Origin of the sequence: Nocardia tenerifensis NBRC 101015 (assembly GCF_000308715.1) — a bacterium.
Classification (GTDB): domain Bacteria; phylum Actinomycetota; class Actinomycetes; order Mycobacteriales; family Mycobacteriaceae; genus Nocardia; species Nocardia tenerifensis.
The window spans coordinates 19,542-38,598 of the sequence record NZ_BAGH01000211.1 but is presented as its reverse complement, the minus strand read 5'-3'; the positions used below and the strand labels follow the sequence as shown (position 1 = coordinate 38,598).

At 69.9% G+C, this 19,057-nt stretch carries 12 protein-coding genes; 8 read left to right on the top strand and 4 right to left on the bottom strand.

All coding sequences use genetic code 11. From position 1 onward, the window contains the following. Together ON39_RS17965 and ON39_RS17960 are read right to left on the bottom strand one after the other, a co-directional pair. Window positions 1-1,079 (bottom strand): PucR family transcriptional regulator (locus ON39_RS17965; RefSeq protein WP_040735530.1); only part of this gene is annotated, 1,079 nt, incomplete at its 3' end. A 10-nt stretch (window positions 1,080-1,089) separates the two neighbouring features. Then, window positions 1,090-2,547, bottom strand: coding sequence for a cytochrome P450 (locus ON39_RS17960; RefSeq protein ID WP_051186770.1), 1,458 nt, complete (start codon window positions 2,545-2,547; stop codon window positions 1,090-1,092). Window positions 2,548-2,923: 376 nt separating this feature from the next. Here ON39_RS17960 and ON39_RS17955 point away from each other — a divergent pair, with 376 nt between their 5' ends. Genes ON39_RS17955 through ON39_RS17945 form a run of 3 tightly spaced genes read left to right on the top strand, consistent with a single transcriptional unit; the run spans window position 2,924 to window position 7,722 of the window. Beyond that, the gene (locus ON39_RS17955; RefSeq protein ID WP_040735528.1) at window positions 2,924-4,231 is read left to right on the top strand and encodes a glutamine synthetase family protein; all 1,308 of its coding nucleotides are present in this window, start codon (window positions 2,924-2,926) and stop codon (window positions 4,229-4,231) included. Window positions 4,232-4,287: 56 nt separating this feature from the next. Beyond that, the gene (gene asnB, locus ON39_RS45980; RefSeq protein WP_051186769.1) at window positions 4,288-6,276 is read left to right on the top strand and encodes an asparagine synthase (glutamine-hydrolyzing); all 1,989 of its coding nucleotides are present in this window, start codon (window positions 4,288-4,290) and stop codon (window positions 6,274-6,276) included. Between the two features lie 48 nt (window positions 6,277-6,324). Next, window positions 6,325-7,722, top strand: a complete 1,398-nt coding sequence (locus ON39_RS17945) for a pyridoxal phosphate-dependent decarboxylase family protein (RefSeq protein WP_051186768.1) — start codon at window positions 6,325-6,327, stop codon at window positions 7,720-7,722. Window positions 7,723-7,896: 174 nt separating this feature from the next. Here the strand turns inward: ON39_RS17945 and ON39_RS50650 are convergent, their stop codons facing one another. Then, the gene (locus ON39_RS50650; RefSeq protein WP_255219277.1) at window positions 7,897-8,025 is read right to left on the bottom strand and encodes a hypothetical protein; all 129 of its coding nucleotides are present in this window, start codon (window positions 8,023-8,025) and stop codon (window positions 7,897-7,899) included. Between the two features lie 84 nt (window positions 8,026-8,109). Here ON39_RS50650 and ON39_RS17940 point away from each other — a divergent pair, with 84 nt between their 5' ends. From ON39_RS17940 to ON39_RS17920, 5 genes are all read left to right on the top strand, one after another. Continuing rightward, window positions 8,110-9,906 (top strand): hypothetical protein, encoded by a 1,797-nt coding sequence (locus tag ON39_RS17940; RefSeq protein WP_146250995.1) that lies wholly within the window; start codon window positions 8,110-8,112, stop codon window positions 9,904-9,906. Beyond that, window positions 9,903-12,758, top strand: coding sequence for an ATP-binding protein (locus tag ON39_RS17935; RefSeq protein ID WP_040735526.1), 2,856 nt, complete (start codon window positions 9,903-9,905; stop codon window positions 12,756-12,758). Before ON39_RS17940 ends, ON39_RS17935 begins: the two co-directional genes overlap by 4 nt. Then, window positions 12,755-14,353: a hypothetical protein gene (locus ON39_RS17930; RefSeq protein WP_051186766.1), complete on the top strand. Its 1,599-nt coding sequence runs from the start codon at window positions 12,755-12,757 to the stop codon at window positions 14,351-14,353. The genes ON39_RS17935 and ON39_RS17930 overlap by 4 nt, the downstream gene beginning before the upstream one ends. 2 nt (window positions 14,354-14,355) lie before the next feature. Continuing rightward, window positions 14,356-15,354, top strand: coding sequence for a nucleoside hydrolase (locus tag ON39_RS17925; RefSeq protein ID WP_040735524.1), 999 nt, complete (start codon window positions 14,356-14,358; stop codon window positions 15,352-15,354). A gap of 317 nt (window positions 15,355-15,671) precedes the next feature. After that, complete coding sequence (locus ON39_RS17920) at window positions 15,672-16,637, top strand: hypothetical protein (protein WP_146250996.1); 966 nt, start codon at window positions 15,672-15,674, stop codon at window positions 16,635-16,637. Between the two features lie 118 nt (window positions 16,638-16,755). Here ON39_RS17920 and ON39_RS17915 read toward each other — a convergent pair whose 3' ends face one another. Next, window positions 16,756-18,960 (bottom strand): MMPL family transporter, encoded by a 2,205-nt coding sequence (locus ON39_RS17915; RefSeq protein WP_051186765.1) that lies wholly within the window; start codon window positions 18,958-18,960, stop codon window positions 16,756-16,758. Window positions 18,961-19,057: the final 97 nt, after the last annotated feature.

The window sequence follows — 19,057 nt, the reverse complement described above, 5'->3', positions numbered from 1 at the left end:
ATTACCGTGTTGCGGTGGCAGTGCAGGAGGGGGGCGGCGTTGGCGGCGGAGCAGTTCTCGGAGAGCCAGGTGGCGAGGGTGCGCAGGAGGATCTGGCGTTCTTTGGGCGGTAGGGACAGCACCGGGCCGAGGGTGCGGGTGACCATGAGTTCGGTCAGGTCGGGTGAGCGCAGCAGCAGCGCCTCAGGGTAGCGCTCCGCCAGCGGCACCAAACCCGTTGTCGCCGTGGGCAAGGTGTCCAGCGCGAGCATGGCGAGGGCGTGCGCGGTGTCGATCTGCGCGAGGTCGGGCACGGTGGGCGAGGCCGCGGCTCGGCCGCGCACGCGCGGCTGAATCTGTTGCAGGACAGCCGAACTGTCCCGCTGTTCCAGCGCGACGACCCCGACCGTGGCGTCCACCCGGTCGTGCCAGACCGAGCGGATACCGGAGGCGGCCAACGCGGTCTCGGTGCCGAGCTGCACGGCCGGACGGTCGCCGCGCGCGGCGACCACGAGGTAAGCCCCCTGGGTGGGCAGGTTCAGCTCGCGGGCGGCCCGCGCGGCGAAGGTCGCGTCGTGCGCGCGGCCCGCCAGCAGCTCCTCGATCAGCCCGTGCCTGCGGCGCTCGTCGCGGCGCACCTGCTCGAGCTCGGTGTTGCGATAGGAGGTGACCAGCGCGGAGGACATGCCGTCGATGACCGACCAGGTGGCCGCCCCGATCTGCCGGAACTCCCCGGACGCGAGGTCCTCGGCGTGGTCGAGCAGGGCCTCCCACACGATCTGGCCGCCGAGCCGGAAGGTCCGCAGCATCACCTCGAGCGGCACGCCCTGTGCGGCCCGGCTACGCCCGATGGCGGCGGCGACATCGTCGCGGTCGGGCACGGCCACGTCGCCGGCGAGCAGGTCGAGCACCCTGGTCAGGTACATGCGACACCCGTTGCGCAGCTCGTCGCGGCTGACGGGCGAGTAGTCGGTCCACTCCGGGATATCGGTGAAGATCGCCGCGATCAGCCGCTGGGTGAGCACCGGGATCTCGGTTCGGCACGCCGCGGCCAGCCGCCGGATGCCGGCGCTGGAGCCGCTGTGTCCGGTTGCCGCCATAGCGGAGACGCTACTGCGTCCTCCTGCGCAGGATCATCGGAAGTCCGTCCTTGGGCCGCAGCGTCAGGGTGTGCTCGGGCACGATCCGCGCGCCCGCCGCGAGGTCGAAGGTGTAGCGCTGGGTGAGCATGGCCAGAATGAGTTTGGCCTGCACCCGCGCGAAACCCAGTCCGATGCACTGGCGTTGGCCCGCGCCGAAGGGCAGGTAGGCATAGCGCGGGCGGGCCGTCTGCGTCGATCCATCGGCGGCCGGATAGACGAACGCCCTGTTCTCCGGCAGGAACCGCCTCGGGTCGAACCCCTCGGGGTTGGGCCACGACTTCGGATCGTGGTGCAGCAGATAGGGCGCGACGTAGATGGTCGAGCCCGCGGGCACGGCGTAACCGCCGAGCATGTCGTCGGCGGCGGCCTGCCGCTCGATCAACCAGGACGGCGGGTACAGCCGCATCGCCTCCTCGATGACCGCCGAGGTCCAGGTCAGCTCGTCGAGGTCGGCCGGTGTCGGGCGGCGGCCGCCGAGCACGGTGTCGACCTCCGCGACGAGCCGCTCGCGCGCCTCTGGGTGGTTGGACAGCAGCGACAGCGTCCACGCCAGCGAGTAGGCCGTCGTGTCGTGCCCGACGAGCAGGAAGGTGACCATCTCGTCGCGGACCTGCTTCGGGCTCATCGCCGCGACGCCCGACTCGTCGCGGGCGTCCAAGAGCAGGCCGAGCAGATCGTGCCGGTCGTCCTGCGGATGCTGCTGGCGTTCGCGGATGAGCCGGGCGACGACGTCGTCGAGCACGGCGACCGCGGCGTCCAGCTTGCGCCAGCGCGGAGCCTGCAACCGCAGCGCCAGATCGGGCGAGACGCCGGGCAGGCGCGTGGGCAGCCAGGTGAGCAGCGAGGTCATCGCCTTGCCGACGCAGCGCAGGATCTCGATGAGCGCCTCGTGCACCCGGGCGGCGTCGTCGGAGAGGTCGGTGCCGAACAGCGCGGGCCCGGTCACGTCGAGCGAGAGCGCGTTCATGGCGACGGAGACGTCGAGCTGATCGCCGTCCGGGCGGGTCTCCCAGCGCGCGAGGGTGCGTTCCGCGGCGGTGATCATGTATTCGGCGAAGCGATCCAATTGGCGACGGGCGAACAGCGGCTGGATAATTCGGCGCTGCCGCGTCCAGGAATCGCCGTCATTGGTCAGCAGGCCGTTGCCGAGCGCCATCGCCGCCACTTTGACATTCAACGTCTTGACGTAATTGCTCTGCCTGCCGACGAAAACCGTCCCGACGAGTTCCGGGTCGTTGACGATGAAGAATTCCTGCCCCGAGGCCGCTATTCGGACGACGTTCCCGTACTCCGCGATGAGGTTCTGGAATGCCAGGCAGGGATCGCGGCGGATTTCGGACATCACCCGGAACGCGGCGAGGCCCGTGGGCCCCGGTGCCGGTATGGGCGCGGCCACGGTCTCGACTCGCGTGGAGGTTTCGGTCATGGCGGTTCGCTTCCCATATGTCGAGCTCGAAATGGGTTACCCGGGAGAGAATTCCGATTCCAGGTCGTTCACCAAGATCGCGGATCGCCGCCCGGATTTCAACCCCCCATCCGGGGCATGCCGGAGTACCCGACACTCTGCCAGACTGGATCCCATGTGCGACAACGACAGTCGAGCCTGGGGCAGGAGCGGGTCGCGCACATCTCATGGCCACGCCGCGGATCCGTCGCGCGGAGGTGGCGGCGGCAGGGGCGTTGGTGGGATACTTTGCGCACCACGCCGGTTCGCGGTCCCGTAGATATCTGGTGACGGGGGCATTCGGTGAGCCGGTGCCGGATCGTCGGGGGTCGTGCCGCCGGGGGGTGAGAGGATCGAGATGGAATCGGTAGAGCAATTCCTGAAAGAGCATTCGATCACCACGGTCGAGCTCGCCACCCCGGATATGACCGGCGCCATTCGCGGTAAAAGGATTCCGGTCGACTCGTTTCTCGCCGGTGGATTGTCGGGCGGGGTCGGTCTGTCGTCGGCGGTCTTGGCCTGGGATTACCAGATGGAGGTCATCGAGACCGCCGATTTCAGCTGGTCCAACGGGTATCCCGATATCTTTCTCCGCCCGGACGTCGCGACACTGCGGCTCGTTCCCTGGAAACCCCATACGGCACTGGTTTTCTGCGATGTCGTGGACGCGTCCGGCGAGCTCGTCGCGTCGGCTCCACGCACTGTGCTGCGCCGCGCCGTGCACGAGTCGAACGAGACCGGGCTCTCGCCCTATATCGCGATGGAGACCGAGTTCTACGCGCTCGACGGCGAGACCCTGCGCTCGCGCGGCGACCGGAACCCGGTCTACAGCCTGCACGACAACTATTACCTGGAGCCATTTCTCGACGAGGTCTGCGCGACATTACTCAGCGCCGACGTCGAGGTGGAGGCGTGCAACGCCGAATACGCGCCCGGCCAGGTCGAGATCAACCTCACCCCCTCGGACCCGCTCACCGCGGCCGATGGGCTGCTCTTTTTCCGGTACGCCGTCAAGCAATTGGCCCCGCGCCACGGTTACCGCGCGACGTTCATGGCCAAGCCGTTCGGCGATCTGTCCGGCAGCGGCCTGCACATCCATCAGAGCATGTGGCGCGAGAAGGACAACGCGTTCTGGGACGCGCAGGCCGGCACGCTGAGCGGCGTCGGCCACAACTACGTGGCCGGACTGCTGAAGTACGCGGCCGAGGTGCAGCTCGTCTCGGTCCCCACGCCCAACGGCTACAAGCGCGTCGCGGATCACTCGTTCGCGCCGACGAACCTGTCGTGGGGCGTGGACAATCGGTGCGCCGCGGTGCGCGTGCTGATCCGCGACGCCGGCGGCACCCGCGTGGAGACCCGCATCGCCGCGGCCGACGCGAACCCGTACCTGCTCGCCGCCGCCCAGCTCACGGCCGGACTGGCCGGGGTGACCGAGGATCTGAAGCCCGGGCCGCCCGCCGCCAATTCCTATGTATCGCAGGAGTATTCACCGCTGCCGACCAATATCTGGCAGGCGGCGACGCTGCTCGGCGAGAGCGAGTTCGCCCGGCGCGCGCTCGGCGCGGCGACCGTGGACAACCTGTGCCGCGTCGCGCGCAGCGAGGCGGCGGCCAATCAGCGAGAAGTGACCGAATGGGAGCGCGCGCGGTACCTGGATTCGGTTTAGGCGAGTAGCGCTCCGCCATTCGATCGGTTGACAACGGGAGGAACATCGTGTGTGGCGTGGTCGGATTCATCGACAGCGGTTTACGGAAAGATCAGCGAATCGAGCTGGTGCGGCGGGGAATTCGGGCCATCGCCCACCGCGGCCCCGACGAGGTCGGCCTCTACGACAGCGCGGCGTTCACCCTCGGCACGGTCCGCCTCTCGGTCATCGACCCGAGGCTCGGCCAGCAGCCCATGGTGACGCCGGACAATCGATACATCGCCGGATTCAACGGCGAGGTCTTCAACTACCTCGAACTGCGTAGTGAGCTGGAGGCCAACGGAGTTCGCTTCACGACGAACTCCGACACCGAGGTGCTGCTGCACTCGCTCGCGTACTGGGGCCACGACGCGCTGCTGCGCCTCAACGGCCAGTTCGGCTTCGTGTTCTACGACAAGTGGGAGCGCGTGCTCATTCTCGGCCGCGACCGCTTCGGCGAACGCCCGCTGTTCTACACCCAGCAGGACGGCACCCTCTATTTCGCCTCGGAGGTAAAGGGGCTCTTCGCGTTTCCCAAGGTGCCCCGCGAGCTCGCCCCCGAGAAGGTGCGCCGCGCCATGCGGTACTGGAGCCCGATCCCGGGCGACACCTGCTTCACCGGCATCGAGGCCATCCCGCCGGGGCACGTGCTGACTGTCCGCCAGGGACAGCCGGAGCTGACGAAGTACTACCACGGCATCGAACGCCAGTACGCCGGCCCGCCCCCGAAGTCGTTCGAGGACGCGAAAGCCGGTCTGCGCGAGGTCATTCGCGAGTCGATCCGGCTGCGCCTGCGCACGGACTACGAGCTGGGCACCTACATCAGCGGCGGCATCGACTCGTCGGTCGTCGCCACCGTCATGAACGATCTGATCGGCGAGCCGCTCACCACGTTCTCCATCGACGCCGCCGACAGCCCGGTGGACGAGTGGCCCTTCCAGCGGGCCATGGTGGCCCGGCTGGGCAGCAGGCACACGCGGATCCCGGTGTCGCGCGCGCAGATTCGCGAGCGGTTCCCGCACGTGGTCCGGCAGTGCGAGCAGCCGCTGCACTTCACCGCCCCGGTGGCCTACGGCGTGCTCGCCGAGGAGGTCGGCCTCGCGGGGGTGCGCGTCATCCTCGGCGGCGAGGGCGCGGACGAGCTGTTCGCGGGCTACGACATCGCCAAGGAGGCGACGATCCTCGAACGCTGTTTGCGCACAGGGTCTTTCGAGGGCGCGGCCGAGGAACTGGGCCCAGCGCTGAACGACGTGCGCTACAGCGACGCCACCGACGCCGGCCCGATCTTCCGGTACTACGCGAACCGGGCGAACCGCGATTTCACCCTCGGCGCGCATCTGCGCCGCTTCGAGACCGAGCCCGTCGACGAGCTCATCGAGGCGAGCGGCGACGTGTTCGACGACCACGCCGCGCTGCTCGGCCGCCTGCGCGCGCAGTTCCCCGACTTCGAGCAGCGACCGGCCAGCGACCGATCGATGCTGGTGGACATGCACACGTTCCTCATCGGCTATGGCATGACGTGCCTGGGCGACCGGGCCGGCACGGGTTTCGGCGTCGAGGGCCGGTATCCGTACATGGACTCGAACGTGGTCGAGTACGCGGCCTCGCTGCCGATCGAGTGGAAGCTGCACGGGATGCGCTCCAAGCACATCCTGCGCGAGGCCTACGCCGACCGGCTGCCGCCCGAGATCGCCGACCGGCCTAAGTTCGGCATGCGCCTGCCCGGCGCGGAGGCGCTGCGGCCCGACGGCGACGACTGGGTGACGGCGATCCTGAGCCCGTCCGCGATCCGCCGGGTCGGCTTCCTGCGGCCCGCCGCGGTGGACCGGCTGGTCGAGGTGGTGCGCACCTCGGACGCGCCGCGGGTGCCCTATCCGTTCGGCGACGCCTACGTGCACCTGCTCAGCGTGCTGCTGATGGAGGAGTTCCTGATCCACGACTTCCACGTGCCCGAGGTCGACATCGACCGGATCATGATGCGCGACATCGACGGCGACCACGACCCGGTCGGGGTGGCCGCGCACTGAGACGCACTCTCGCCGAACGTTTTTCACGACAGTCAAGAGAGGTCCATCATGTCGCACACCGACTTGACCGACGATGTGCGCGAGGTCGGGGCCGCGGTCCTGGCAACCCTCGCCACCCACATCGAGTCCGTCCGGACCGGCGCGGGCGAGGTCGTCTCCGCCGACGATATCGACACCGTCGCCAAGCGCCTCGAGCTGCGCCGCTGGGTCGAGGAGGGCGGCATGACGCTGCCCGAGCTGCTGTCCTTCGTCACCACCTACAGCGATATCTCGGCCAGCCATCACCACCCCGGCTATATGGGGCATCAGATCGCGCCGTCGGACACGCCGGGCGTGGTGGCGGATCTGCTCCAGGCGATGACCAACAACATTCCCCTGGTCTACGAGCTCGCCCCCGCGGCGGCGGCCGTAGACCGGGCGGTCTGCCGGTGGATGCTGGACAAGGTCGGCTGGGCCGAGACCGGCATCGGCGCCATGACGAACGGCGGAACGCTCGGCAATCTGACCGCGCTGCTCGCCGCCCGCTCGCACGCCGACGCGACCGCGTGGCGCGAGGGCACGCCGGGTGATCTGGTCGTGTTCGCCCCGGCGACGAGTCACTACTCGGTGCGAAAAGCCGCCGCGGTCATGGGTCTCGGCGAACGCGGGGTGCACGCGCTGCCCACCGACGAACTCGGCCGCATCGATCCGGCGGGTCTCGCGCCCGCCCTCGCCGAGGCGCGCGCACAGGGCAAACGTCCGGTGGCCGTCGTCGCCAACGGCTGCGCCACGGGCACCGGTCTCTATGACCCGATCGCCGAGGTCGCGCAGTTCTGCGAGAGCAACGGCCTGTGGTTCCACTTCGACGGCGCGCACGGCGCCGCCGCACTGCTGTCGCCGCGGCTGCGCGGGCTGCTGGCGGGCATCGAGCGCGCGGACTCCACGGTGTGGGACGGGCACAAGATGCTGCGGACCTCGGCCCTGTGCACCGGTGTGCTGTTCCGCGAGAAGCGTTACCTCGACACCATGTTCAAGCAGGACGCCAGCTACCTCTACCGCCCGGAGGCCGAGGACGTGGACCCGGGGCAGTTCACCTTCGAAACGTCCAAGGCCCCACTGGGTCTCAAGATCCTGCTGACCCTGGCCTACCGCGGCGAGGACGCCATGCGCGCCTACGTCGAGCGGCAGTACGCCCTCGCCACCGAGCTGTGGGAGCTCATCCAGGAGCGCGGCGATTTCACCGCGCCGTACCGGCCGGACAGCAATATCCTCTGCTTCCGCTATGAACCGTGGGGCGACCGGCAGCTCGAGCTGCGCGCCCGGCTCATTCAGGACGGTCGGTTCTACCTCTCGTCCTTTCAGCTGAACGGCCGGCCGTATCTGCGCGCGTCGCTCATGTCGCCGACCACCGACCGGCAGACGCTGCGGGAGCTGCTGGAGGTGATCGTCGAGCTCGCCGCGGTATGACCCGGGTATCAACCGATAATTACCGGGTAAATTGTGGTGCAACGGAATTCATTCGATGCAAGCACATCTGCGTGTGCAGGACACTGGGCACTGTGGTCGCTCACGCGAGAAACGTAGAAACTGTAGCGTCCGTTCGCATAATGGCCCGCTCTCGAAGGTAATGCACCCGTACGATCAGACATTTTCAAGATCGACGGTTTTTACCGCCGCGACCGGTTCGTGATCTGAAATAACCCCTCCCGTCGCTTCTTTATCAGCGAAAGCGCCCCTGCCGCAGAGCGATTCGACTTCATAGGCGTACATACAAGCGTGATTGCCGGTATTCTGTTGCGACGATTCGGTTTACGCCACGCCTTGAGGTTGGGGGTTGTCGTGGATCGGTTACCGGTGATCGACAATCGTGCTCTCGCGGTGCGTCTCTCGGTTCCCCGCGAGCGATGGGGCTGGGTGTTCACCGTCCCGGCCCCGCCGACGCCGAGCCCGGCCCGCGCGTGCGCGCCCCGGTGGGCCGAGCAGCCGCCCCCGCCGAAACTGACGCGGTTACGCGAACAATCAAGGCGCGCACCGGTATTCCTCGGCGTGGGTTCGGCGATATCGGTGTGGGCGACGGGCATGGCGGCCGCGTTCGGGTTCGCGCTGTGGCCGATCGTGCTGCCCGCCGGAGTGCTCGTGTCCGCGGGCTGGTGCGCGCGGACCAGGCGGCGATACTCCGCCGCGCGGCGGGAGTACCAGTCGTGGCGCACCGGTGAGATCGCCAGATTCGAAGCGGCACAGGCGGAATGGGCCGCGCGGGTGGCCGAGCACGACCGCCGCGAGCAGCGCCGGATCGCCACCACGACGCTGTGGCACCCGCTGCGGCTCGGCCCGGATTCCGCGCGGGTGGACGTGTTCGGCGGCACCGCCGACGGATGGGCCGGCCTGCTCGGCACGCTCGGCGCGTCGCTGCTCGCCGACGGCGCGCGCCTGCTGGTGCTCGACTTCACCGAACAGCGGGTCGCGGCCGAACTGGCCGAGCTCGGCCGCCTGTGCGGCCATCCGGCGGCGGTCACCGTGCTGCCCGAGGGCGAGCTGGATCTGCTCGCCGGATTGACCCCGGCGGAGGTCGGCGAGGTCGTCGCCGAGGCCGTCGCGACCCTGCGCGAGCCGGGCGCGCAATCGGCCCAGACGCGCGGCCTGGACGCCGAACTGGTCGAGCTGGTGGCCGCGAACCTGGTGAGCCCGGTGACCTTCGGCCGCATCGCGGCCGGAATTCGCTTGCTGCGCAGCATCTCCGAGTCCGAGCACGAGACGACCCTCTCGGGCGAGGAGATCCGGCGCGTCAATCGGTTGCTCGACGTGGTCGGCTCGTCGGAGTCCGCGCGGACCGAGCTGCGCTTCCTCGGCGGCCTGCTGAGCCTGCTGGACGAGGGCACCGGGCGGCGGGCGGCGGACTCGACGACGTGGCCGAAGGCCGGCCTACGGGTGATCGCGACCGAGGACGCCAACCCGCGGCGCAAAGATCTCCTCGATCGGGTGGTGTTCCACCGGGTGCTGCACGGGTTGCGGTGCGGCAGGCCGTCCGGGCGCGGCGGCGTGCTGGTGGTCGCGGGCGCCGACCACCTCGGTCTGGCCGGGGTGGAGGCGCTGGCCAGGCACGCCAGGCGCGCGGGCGTGCGGCTGGTGCTGCTGATCGAGCACCTGCGCGGCGACCTGGTCCAGCTGCTCGGCGGCTCCGACAGCGCCTCGATCCTGATGCGGATGGGCAACGCCGCCGAGGCGGCCGCGGCCGCGGACTTCGTCGGCCGCGGTCACCGTTTCGTGCTGTCCCAGCTCTCCGATCAGATCGGCCGCAGCTTCACCGAGGGCGTCTCCGACACCACCGGCGACTCGCTGACCGCCACCACCACCGAGGGCTACTCCGGTGCGGCGGTGAATGTCTCGGACTCGGTCTCGCGCGCCGCGACCTGGTCGAGCACGACGAGCTGGTCGGGCTCGGACTCCACGTCCTCGGGCCGCACCTACGCCCGCGCCTACGAGTACTCGATCGAGCCGACCACCTTCCAGGCCCTGCCGGTGACCGCGTTCATCCTGGTGGAAACCGTGGCGGGGGCCCGCCGGGTGGTCGCGGGCGACTGCAACCCCGGCATCGCGCTGCTGGACCGGGTGGCGCCGGAGCCGGTTTCGCACCCGGGCGGGCCGCCATGACCGTGCTGCCCGGATTCGTCTTCCACCGGTTGCTGACGACGCCGATTCCCTCGCTGTCCGAGGACGACTCGCCAGTCGCGGCGGGTGCGGAGGCCGCGCTGTTCGCCGCGCTCACCGCCGCGCACGCCGAATTGCTCTCCGCCGCAGCGGATGCCGTGCTGGCCGTCGCCTGGGACCGGAGCGCGGGCGAGCACCGGCTGCGGTTCCTCGTCGGCGGGTACCCGCGATTCCCCCCGGTGCTGGCCGGCACCGGGGACGTGGCCGTGATGTACCCGCCGGGCAGCACCGCCCGCGCCGCGCCCTCGGTGGCGCGGGACTGGGCGCGCGTCCCGGTGTGGCTGCGCTGCGGCGGACGCTCGGACGCCCTGTCGGTTCAGGACGCGCAGGCCGGATCTCCCGGCGGCCGTGGGTGCTTCGAGGACTACGTCGCCCACCTGCCGGGCGAGTTCGTCTGGCTCACCATCGCGCGGCCGCTCCCCCCGGCCGCCGTGGACACCGAGTTGGCCGACCTCGAGGTGCGACTACCTCGGCTACGGGCCCGCGAGAACTCCGAGCCCGATCGAATCGCGTTGCAGCGCGGGGAGTTCCGGTATCGGGAGCTGGCCGGGGCGCGCGCCGCGGGCATGTGGTCGGTGCACGTGCTCGTCGGCGGGCCGGACGAGCCGAGCACCCGCCAGGCGGCCGGGTTACTGTGCAGCGCAGCCGATCTCGACGCGCTGCCCTATGTCCTGCAACCGCACGCCCGAACCGGGAGCCTGGCCGAGATCTGGGCCGCCGCGGCGGAACCGGCCGAATTCGGGTCGCCGTTCGTCGCGAGCGGCGAACTCCTCGCCGCCCTCGCGCGCCCGCCGCGCCGGGAACTGCCGGGCATCCGGGCCGTGGAGCGCGTCCGCTTCGACCTCACCCCGGAACACGACGGCCAGGTCGACCTCGGGGCCATCCTCGACGACGCCGATCAGCGCGTCGACCGGTTCCGCGTCGGCCTGGACACCCTGAACCGGCACAGCTTCGTCGCGGGCGCGACGGGCTCGGGCAAGTCGCAGACCGTGCGGCACCTGCTGGAGGGGCTGCACGGGGCGGGCGTGCCGTGGCTGGTCATCGAGCCGGCCAAGGCCGAGTACGCCGGGATGGCCGGCCGAATCCGCGCGCCGGTCACCGTGATCCGCCCCGGCGACCCGGCGGCCGTCCCGGTCGGGCTCAACCCGCTCGAGCCCGAGGCGGGCTTCCCGCTACAGACCCACATCGACCTCGTGCGCGCGCTGTTCCTCGCCGCCTTCGACGCGGTGGAGCCCTTCCCCCAGGTGCTCTCGCACGCCTTGACCCGCTGCTACACCGATCTCGGCTGGGACACCGTCGTCAGCGCCGCTCGAAACACCGACGCCACACCGCGATACCCGAGCCTCACCGAGTTACAGGCCGCCGCGTCGACGGTGGTCGACGGCATCGGCTACGGCCGCGAGATCACCGACAATGTCCGCGGCTTCATCGATGTCCGGCTCAGCGCGCTGCGGCTGGGCACGCCGGGGCGGTTCTTCGAGGGCGGCTACCGCCTCGACGTCGCGGATCTGTTGCGCCGCAACGTGGTTCTCGAGATCGAGGACATCGGCAACGACGCGGACAAGGCGTTCTTCATCGGCGCGGTGCTCATCCGCGTCTTCGAGCACCTGCGAGTCCATCGCGGCGACAACGACTCCGGGCTGTGCCACGTCACGGTCGTCGAGGAGGCGCACCGGCTGCTGCGCCGGGCCGAGCCGGGCACGCCCGCCGCCCACGCGGTCGAGTTGTTCGCCGCGCTGCTCGCCGAGGTGCGCGCCTACGGCGAGGGCATCATCGTCGCCGAGCAGATCCCGACCAAGATCACCCCGGACGTCGTCAAGAACACCGCCCTCAAGATCCTGCACCGTCTGCCCGCCGCCGAGGATCGCGAGCTCGTCGGCGCGACCATGAATCTCGCGCCCGCGCAGTCGCGCCACGTCGTCGCGCTGCCCACCGGCCACGGCGTCGTCTTCGGCGACGGCATGGACCGGCCGGTGCGGGTCGCCGTGCCGCTCGGCAGGCATCGCGAAGCCCGTTGCCCGGCACCGACAATCGCACTATCCCCGGCCCCGGCCGAGCCACCACTGTTACTGCGGGATCTGCACCGAGCCCACCGCATCGCCGATGACCCGCCCTTGACCCTGTGGATGGAGCTCATGCTGCTCGCGCATCTCGTCGGACGCCCGCCGCCGACCCCCGATCCCGGGTGGCTGGCCGCCCTGCGCCGCGCACACCCGCGCCCGCTGCTCACCGAGGCCGTCGGGTTCCGCGTCCGGACCGGCGTCGACGCGCGATACCCCGGCCTGAGCGACTATTTCCGCCCCGAACTCCTGAGCGAGCACCTCACCGCCGCCGCCCTCGCCACCCTCGACGGTGACCACAGCCCCTGCGCTCGCCACGCCGACTCAACCGGCGCAGATCCCGGCGTCCAGTGCTCCGCCGACGAAACCTGTTGGCAGGCAGGGCCTTACCGATGGGCCGATGTCGAACGCGCCTTGGCCGACCCGGAACTGGCGCCGGACCGCCCGCACCCCGACACCGCCGCCTGGGCCGAACGCGGACTCGTCCTCACCGGCACGACGCCGCGCGAACAGCTGCGCGAACTGCACACCCACCCCGACACCTGGGCCGACCGCGCCATCGTCACCGGCCCCGAGATTCCCACCCTGCTGGCCGCCACGATCGCGCGCCTCAGCCACGCCCCCACCGCCGCGCGGCGGCTGCGGGCGGCCACGGCACATCTGCGCCTGTCCACCCCGTGGCCGCTCGCCCTGCTGGACGAACCCACCGACGCCGCACCCCGGGACACGCCATGAACATCGACGCGCGCGACCACCCCGCCGACGACCCCCTCGACCTCGATCCGGCGGCGCTCGAACCCACCGACCCGGCCGACCACGGCCCCGAGGCGGCGCACATGCTGCGCGTCGAGTCCGATCCGCCGGAGCCGAGCGGGCTGTGGTCCACCGAGACCACCACCGACACTCATCGCATGACGCTCGCCGAGGCGCGCGACGCGGACGCCGAACCCGCCGAGCACCCCGAAGCCGACCTCGCCGAGCGGGTCCTGGCCAACCAGCCGCGCGGTCCCGACGGCACCGCAGAACCGCCGGACCCGCCCGAGACCAGCGCTGCCGCAGGCGAAACCCGCCCTGCGGCAGGCGAATACGAGGGCACATCGAAGAGCGGCGAGATCGAACAGCGGCGCACCGCCGCCGTCGACGCGGCCTGTGCGCGGCACGGCGTCGACAGCGACGAGGGGCGGGCCGCCGTGGAAAAGGCGTACGAGGTGGTGTTCGAGTATCAGGCGCCGTTCGTCGTCCGCCACACCCTCGACATCATCGAGGACTGCAAGGCCGACATCGCCGCGAAGCCGGACGCGGTCGTCGCCTACGTCGGCCGCGACGGTCACCCCATCGCCTTGGCGGCGCTGAAGCTCGACCCGGAACTGTTCGAATCCCACTCCACCGAGGTGACGGTGTCACGGCGTCTCGCGGACGCGGCCGTACAGGACCTGGAAATCAACGCCGGCAAGACCTTCGAGGCCATCGAGGGATTCCGCAGTGCCAGACACGAGGTCGACCGCGGCGACATCGATGGCGCGAAAGCTCAGTTGACCCGCTATCTGGAAGGCAAAGACTTGCCCGTCGGTTTGCCCGGCTCGACCATCATCCTGGTCGACAGCAGCTTCAAAGGCACCGTGCAGGAACTGCTCTCGGCCACCTACCCCGACGTCGAGTTCCGCGGCCGCTACCTCATTTTCGGCGAGTCCCCCAACGACCCGCACCCCGGCAGTAAAGCCGGGTACGCACTGCACCAATCCGTCGACCGCGCCGCCCCCGACCTCGACGCCGACCCCGCCGCGATCTTCACGGAGAAGGACGCGGTGCTGGCGATCGAGCACATCCTGCGCGGCCCGTACTCCAAGGCGGTCCGGTTCGGACCCGACAGACAACCCGCTCAGGAGCTGGAATCGCCGCCGCTGGACCAGATCAACCCCCTCGACGTGGCCCCGTCCTACGCCGACGCGAACGTGCGCCTGGCCGTGATGGAGGCCAACCAACTGGCCGTCGGCGACTACGCCGAGCACATCGCCGGCCTGCGCCGCGGCGGCGGCGACTGGCACAACGAACTCGCAACTAAGTCGGAGACCTTCCTGCGTCAAGTGCGATCATGGGTAACACGTAACAGCGACACCGACCCGGCGTTCGCGGAGCTGTGCGATTCCTTCGTCCGCCGGACCGACAAGACGCACGTCGGGGATCTGCGCACCGCCATCGAACACCGTGGCCTCGGCGAAGACGACGCAACCCAGGTTTGGCGCGACTACCGGCAACTCGGCTCACTCGACGAAAAGCAAGCATTCGTCGCAGATTTCCACCGCCGCACCGACCCGTCGACAGGAGTTTAGCCATGGGTGACACGGACCCCGACGAGCCCAGAGAGTCCCTAGAGTCGATGTGGTCGTCGCTGCTCGGCTTCGCCGATCGCTACGCCGAACTCGGCTACGGCCCGCTGGCCGCGAAACTCCGCGCGGGCGGCCCGCCGCCGCCGCGCGTCCAGCACACGCCGGTCATCGTCGACACCGACATCGGCGGCGACCCCGACGACGCGGTCGCGCTCACCTGCGCCGCCCGCACCCTGCCCGAGCTCGCGCTGGTCCTCACCACCGACGAAAACGGCGGCGGCCGCGCGCGATTCGCCCGCCACCTGCTCGACCTGCACGGCCGCCACGACGTGCCGGTCGTCGCGGGCGCCGACCTCGGCAACACCCGCTACTACGTCGTCGACGGGCTCACCCCCGACGACGTCCCCGCCCAGCCGACCGACGTGCTGGACGCGGTGCGCACGGTCTGCGCGAGCACCGACCGGCACGTGCGCTGGGTCGGCATGGGACCGCTCACCAATCTGAGCGCGGTGCTGCGCGAGGCGCCCGAGCTCGTCGACCGGCTCGTGGTCACCCAGATGGGCGGCGCGATCAACTACCGCGACCCCGCGCGCGCCGAGCACAACTTCCGCCTCGACCCGGACGCCGCGCGCGCCGTGGTCGCCACCGCCGCGGACCTACTCCTGGTCCTCTCGGACGTCACCTTCACCGAGCAGATCGCGATCAGCACCGAGTCCGACACCTATCGGCTGCTGGCGGCCGAGGGCGCGCCCGAGTGGGCGCGCCTGCTACGCACCCACCTCGACCGTTGGTTCACCGCGTTCTACCCCAGCAGCATGCAGCACGATCCGCTCGCCCTCGCGACCGCGCTGCAACTGCCGTTCGTCGATTTCACGCGGCGGCGGATCGCCCTCGCCCCCGACGCGCGCATGAGTCTGGACCCCGAAGGGCATTTCGCCTGGGTCACCACCCAGGCCGACTACCCCGCCTTCCGTAGTTGGCTCACCGAACAACTCGCCTATTGACACCGTTCACCGCCGGAATCGTTTGGACCGCACCAGCAGATACGTCGCGACGGCGACGAGCACCGCCGCGACCACGGCGACCCGACGGCTGTACGGCTCGATGTCCTTGCGGTGACGTCCCATTGCCCACCTTCCTTTCGCTGTGCTGTCTGGGTGCAGCACCGTGCGGAACAGTCCTGGGGGAACAGTCCTCGAAAGACCAGTCCGTTCTGGAACTTTCCGCCGAGGTCGACCTTACGAAGCGAGCCCCGGAAAAGATGGTGTCGATGTTGGGGAACCCGTGCACGCGGCCCGCGGGCCGCACCATCATGGCCTGCATGACCACCGATTCGCCGCTGCACATCGCCCTGCAAAGCTATGGCGTCATCGCGCGCCGACTCACCCCGGAAGCCCTGCAGAACTCGCCGCACGTCCTGGTCGCCCTCGCGGGCGAGCAGGCCGTCGACGACCCCGCGACGCGCGCCCGGCTCGCGGAATGGCTTGCCGGACAGCTACGTACCGAGATCGCCGACATCAAGGACCTGACCAACCGGCGCATCGCCGAGGCGATCCTGGCCACCACCAAGGACTTCGAGGGCAAGACCGTCACCCAGCGCTGCAAGTTCGTCCGGGAGAACGATCGCGGCTTCACCGACGAGCTCTACAAGCGCCGTCGCCGCGCCGTGCTGTCCGAGCTGGCCGCGCGGGTGGAGAAGGCCTACCGGTTCAAGGACACCCCGCCCCTGTTCTTCGCGGGCCGCTACACCGACCTCGGCACGGAGGACATCGCCGTCGAGCTCGGCAAGGCGCTGTCCGCGCTGCCGATCACGCTGCTGGCCGGCGGGTCGGACGCGGGCGTCGCCGTCGGCTACGCGATGGCGAAGTCGCTGTGCGACAACGGAACCTACGCCTCCGAGCGGATCAAGCTGTTCGTCCGCACCGCCTCCACCCGGCTCGGCCGCGTCTACGAGCCGCTCGGCGACGTCAGCCACCTCAACACCACCCCGACCAACGCCCGCTACATCATGCTGCGCCAAGCCCGCCTCGTCCTCCTCTTCGGCGGCGGCAACGGCACGGCGGAGGAGGCCGCCATCGGCACGGAACTCGGCCTCCCCATCGTCCCGATCGCCACCACCGGCGGGACCGCGCACCGCTGCTATCTCGCGCACGCCGCCGCCGCCAAAGCCACGCTGCCCAGCGCCCAGTGGCGGCACTACCGCCAGCTCAACCACCCCGAGCCCGCCGTCGCGATCCACGCCGCGATCCAGCTCATCACCTACCACCTCGGCCTCGAGGCTCAGTGATCCACCCGAACCCGTTGTGCCACAGCCGCGATGGGGCCGCCGCCGCTCGGCACGCGGCGGCCGCCGAAGCACGCGCGACCCGCCACGGCATGGAAGCGGCCTCAGGCCGGCGGCCGCCTCACGTGACGTGCTCGTCCACGCTGACCGAGACCGGCACCGCGCTTGTAACCCGCTGTTCAGCAACCTTTTCCGGATACAGCCGACGCAACCACGCCGGAGCCCACCAGCACGCGTCGCCGAGCAGCTTCATCGACGCGGGCACGAGCAGCAGCCGCAGTATCGTCGCGTCGATGAGCAGCGCGGTGACCATGCCTAGGGCGATGTACTGCATCATCACCAGGTCGGACAGCGCGAAGACCCCGGTCACCACGATCAGGATGGCCGCGGCGGCGGTGATGATCCGCCCGGTGCGGGCGACGCCGGTGCGGACCGCGTCCTCGGTGGACGCCCCGTCCCGGCGCGCCTCGACGATGCGGGCGAGCAGGAACACCTCGTAGTCGGTGGACAGGCCGTAGATCACCGAGACGATGAGCATGACGATCAGCGGCATGATCGGCTGCGCGGTGAAGCCGAGCAGACGCGCCCCGTGTCCGTCGACGAAGATCCAGGTCAGCACGCCCACGGTGGCCCCGAGCCCGAGCAGGTTCAACGCCGCGGCCTTGAGCGGTAATACGAGCGACCCGAACGTCGCGAACAGCAGCGCGGTGGTCGCGAGGAACACCAGCGCGAGCATCAGCGGCAGCCGGGTGAGCAGCGCGTCGATACTGTCGCGCTGGGACGCCAGCTGACCGCCGACCAGCAGCGTCGTACCGTTGGGCACCTCCATCGAGCGTAGGTAGTCGATGGCCGCGTCCGCCTTGTCCGAACCGGTGAGCACGGTGTCGGTGGTGTAGACGAACGGCTCCGCCGGGCCCTGCATCGGCGCGGGGAAGGGCGCGGCCAACCCGGGCGCCTGGTTCGCGCGCGCGACCACCGCGTCGATGTCCGAGCTGCGATAGGTGGTGATGACCAGCTGCACCGGGTCGATTCGCCGCAGCGGGAAGATCTCGTCGAAGTGCTGCTGGGCCGCGCGAGTCGGGTCGTCCGGGGGCAGGAAGCGCTCGGTGATGCCGCCGAAGGTCAGGTCGCGCATCGGCGCGATCAACAGCAGCAATCCGGCACACACCGGAATCGCCACGGCGAGTGGTCGTTTCATCACCCCGGCGGCGATGCGGCCCCAAACATTATGCCGCACATCGTCGGCCGAGCGAGTCTTGCGGAACCAGTCGAACCCGAACGCGTCCACCCGGTGCCCCAGCACCGCGAGCAGCGCGGGCAGCAGCGTGATCGAGGTGAGCGCGGCCAGCGCCACGGTGACCATCGCACCGTAGGCGAACGATCTCAGAAAGCCTTGCGGGAACAGCAGAATGCCGCCCGCCGCCGCGACCACGATGGTCGCCGAGAACACCACCGTCCGCCCGGCCGTCGTCACCGCCCGCCGCACCGCCGACTCCACCGCGTGCCCGTCGGCGAGCTCGTCGCGGAATCTGCTCACCAGGAAAAGGCCGTAGTCGATGGCCAAGCCGAGACCAATCATCGAAACAACCGGCGACACAAACGAATTGACCTCGGCCACGGTGGTGATCGCGCGAATCACCCCCCACGCCGCGAGCACGGTCAGCCCGCCGACGATCAACGGCAGCGCCGCGGCGACCACGCCGCCGAAGAGGAAGAACAGCAGCACCGCGACCACCGGGATGGCGATCAGCTCCATCCGCCGCTGATCGCGCACCATGGTGTCGTTGAGCGCGCCCGCCACCGCCTGTCCCCCGGCGACCTCCATATCCACACCCGGAATATCGAAGCGGTCCGCGACCTTGCCGAAGTTGCGCATCTGCGCGGTCTCGTCCCCGCCCCGCACGGCGACGGACGCGAACGCGTGCGTGCGATCCGCGGACCCGAACAGATCCGGCAGCGTCAGGCCCGTCTCGGTCGGCCAGTAGGCCCCGTTGATCTTGGCGATCTCGTCGGGGTAGCGCCGCGGCAGTTCGTTCAGGTGATCGACGATCCGCCGGGAGAACACCGGATCGTCGATCGTCTTCCCGGGCGGCGCGTGGAACAGCACGACGACGTCGCCGCTGTGATCACGCCCGAATACCTCGTCGCGCAACCGCAAGGCTTTCGCGGACTCCGACGTCGGATCGTCCCAGCCTCGCGCGCTCAATTCGTCGCCGAGCCCGAGCCCGTACACCCCGAGCGTCAGCATCGCGAACACCACGACGCCGATCACCGCGAATCGGCGCCGGACGACGATATCGGCCCACTGCGTGAAATCGGCGAACAAACCGCCGCCTCCCTGTATACGTGCGTGAATTGCTCGGCGTGCGACGCGCCCGAGTACCAAGGAATAGCACGCGTCGAACGAGCGCGCCGGACGTTTC

Excerpts from the sequence above, each read along its gene's own strand:
- ON39_RS17960 (WP_051186770.1), bottom strand. The coding sequence starts at position 2,547 with ATGACCGAAACCTCCACGCGAGTCGAGACCGTGGCCGCGCCCATACCG.
- ON39_RS17955 (WP_040735528.1), top strand. The coding sequence starts at position 2,924 with ATGGAATCGGTAGAGCAATTCCTGAAAGAGCATTCGATCACCACGGTC.
- ON39_RS17945 (WP_051186768.1), top strand. The coding sequence starts at position 6,325 with ATGTCGCACACCGACTTGACCGACGATGTGCGCGAGGTCGGGGCCGCG.
- ON39_RS50650 (WP_255219277.1), bottom strand. The coding sequence starts at position 8,025 with ATGTACGCCTATGAAGTCGAATCGCTCTGCGGCAGGGGCGCTTTCGCT.
- ON39_RS17935 (WP_040735526.1), top strand. The coding sequence starts at position 9,903 with ATGACCGTGCTGCCCGGATTCGTCTTCCACCGGTTGCTGACGACGCCG.
- ON39_RS17930 (WP_051186766.1), top strand. The coding sequence starts at position 12,755 with ATGAACATCGACGCGCGCGACCACCCCGCCGACGACCCCCTCGACCTC.
- ON39_RS17925 (WP_040735524.1), top strand. The coding sequence starts at position 14,356 with ATGGGTGACACGGACCCCGACGAGCCCAGAGAGTCCCTAGAGTCGATG.
- ON39_RS17920 (WP_146250996.1), top strand. The coding sequence starts at position 15,672 with ATGACCACCGATTCGCCGCTGCACATCGCCCTGCAAAGCTATGGCGTC.